Source organism: Pseudoalteromonas sp. MER144-MNA-CIBAN-0113 (genome assembly GCF_040308965.1).
Taxonomy (GTDB): Bacteria; Pseudomonadota; Gammaproteobacteria; order Enterobacterales; family Alteromonadaceae; genus Pseudoalteromonas; species Pseudoalteromonas tetraodonis.
Genome location: NZ_JBEOOG010000148.1, coordinates 1 through 2221 on the forward strand (window position 1 = coordinate 1; position 2221 = coordinate 2221).

Sequence of the window (2221 nt, forward strand, 5' to 3'; positions counted from 1 at the left end):
TTTTGACGAATTCTTTTAATTGTTGATTAATATTGAAATTTTATTCTATCAACACAGAAATGGATCACAGCCATATATATACAGTTATAGCTTGGATGCCCCTATAGTCAAGAAATCGACCCGATGGGTCGTTTTTGTCGGTTCCTAGTAAAATGTTAATTAGTTATATATTTGATATAGAATAATAAAAGATATTTTGTTATTAATATAGATATGATACTACAGAACCAATGTTGGGTAAAAAACGACCCTTAGGGTCGATATTAAATTGTTATGTAAATATACAAATAATTAAGAGTGGGGATATGAGTCAAGATTTAAAATCAATAATTGATGGTTATAAAAGTGATGAGGAGACGGTTTATAATAGCTGGTTCGTAAATAATGACGAACGACTAAAAGCATTTAGAACTATCCGTAGGGGTGTATTTGATGTAATACAGGATATTAAAAATGGAAGTTTTGGGAATGATTTTAAAGGTTCATCTTTAGAATTTGTTTTAAACTGTATCACGGAACAAAAGCAAGTATTTAAAGGAGCATCGCATCCCTTTTACTGGAAGCCAAAATTACGAATACCTGATATTTATGAAAATGAGGAAAATAAAGTTGCATTTGGCCAATTCTTGGAAAAATGCATAAATGCCACAAAAGAAGAACAAATAATTAAGGAAATAATCTTATTAGATCAACGGAAAATTAAAGGATTAGGTCCAGCAGTTGCAAGTATTCTTTATTTTTTACATCCCACTATCATACCTCCATGCAATACTGCTATTGTTAATGGATTCAATACGCTCTTCAAAGATAAAGTAAAGCTCGGGTCGTGGTCAGATTATCTCAGGATGAGAGAAATTATAATAGAGAAAAATGATGAACTAAAGTCTGAGTTATCGAATGACTTGGGTGCTTTTGCAGGGCTTTTATTTGATGTTGGCGAAAAGAAATTACTGATAAGTGACGATCATCTTTCTGATGAAGAACGAACAAAAATAGAAAAGAAAATAAAAAAACGGCACAAAGAAGTTGTAAGTGAAATGGAGGAAGAAGATCTCCACACTGAAATGCAACATCGCATTCTCACTATCGGAAATTCAATTGGTTATGATGTTATTGCCGCAGCAAACGACAAATCAAGATGTCATAATGGTAATAGCTTGTCTTTTATCTGCGTAGATAAGTTTCCAGAAATAGACGTTGATAAAGACACTTATAAAACAATAACACTTATTGATGCAATTTGGTTTGAAAAGGATTCAAATAAAATCACTTGTGCTTTTGAAGTGGAAAAAAGTACATCCATCTATTCTGGGATATTAAGATTAACTGATCTTTATTATTCATTTCCAAATAACCTACCATCTTTGTACCTTATCATTCCTGACAAGCGGGAGAAAGAAGTAATATTGCAGCTACAGAGGCCATCGATTAAAAATAGTGACATTGAAATTCATTACATACTATTCAGTGATTTAAGAAAAGATTGTGATGCAATTTGCAAGTTTGGAGAAGATAAAGATATTCTCAAAAAAATATCAAAGGTGGTAAATTGAAATTATTACATAACAAACTCATCCAGCAGACTGCCAAAAGTGTCGCGAATTTTGCAAAAAACGCAAAAAGTCGCGCCACTTTCGTCAGCGGCTGATGAGGGCGTTAGGTAACAAATCAGGTGTATAGAATCATGGATAGAGTAGTAATTTTCGTTTTGTGTTTCTGCCTATTTATAGGTGGTGCAACTCACATATTCGATAATTTATATTATGGATTCTTGCCTTATAAATTTGCTCCTGAATGGGTTAATATTTATTGGACAGCGTTGGCTGTTATAGATATTGTGGCTGTTTACTTGTTAGTTAAATGGCGTAACGCTGGTTTGGTGTTAACACTGGTTATAATGCTTAGTGACGTAGCAATTAATTCTGTTGCTTTTTATTCATTAAACGTTCTTTCGGATAGTTCTGCTTTACAACTTCAAACATTGTTTCTAGGTTTCTGTATTGGTTCTTCTATTTGGTTATGGCAGTCAAAAAGTAAGGCTAACGTGGTAAATGTTACCTAACAAACAATTAAACAAGGACAAAAACCGTTGGTTTTGCTCCTTCGTCGCTTATTTTAACCAACTATTTTTTGCCTGTTAATTGGGCGTTGGTATGACTCCCACTGTCAAGTTAAACGCACTGATCCTTGCTTAACTTTTTAAGCCATAATTACTTCAGCT

General features: G+C 33.1%; 2 protein-coding genes. Both read left to right on the forward strand.

Going from position 1 to position 2221, the window contains the following annotated elements:
* Positions 1-305: 305 nt before the first annotated feature.
* Entirely contained in the window at positions 306-1553 is a 1248-nt protein-coding gene (locus tag AAEY57_RS19025) for a type II restriction enzyme NmeDI-related protein (RefSeq protein ID WP_008130145.1), read from the forward strand.
* A gap of 131 nt (positions 1554-1684) precedes the next feature.
* Entirely contained in the window at positions 1685-2062 is a 378-nt protein-coding gene (locus AAEY57_RS19030) for a hypothetical protein (RefSeq protein ID WP_024602732.1), read from the forward strand.
* Positions 2063-2221 lie beyond the last annotated feature (159 nt).

Coding starts and splice junctions, on each gene's coding strand:
- AAEY57_RS19025 (WP_008130145.1), top strand. CDS start 306: ATGAGTCAAGATTTAAAATCAATAATTGATGGTTATAAAAGTGATGAG.
- AAEY57_RS19030 (WP_024602732.1), top strand. CDS start 1,685: ATGGATAGAGTAGTAATTTTCGTTTTGTGTTTCTGCCTATTTATAGGT.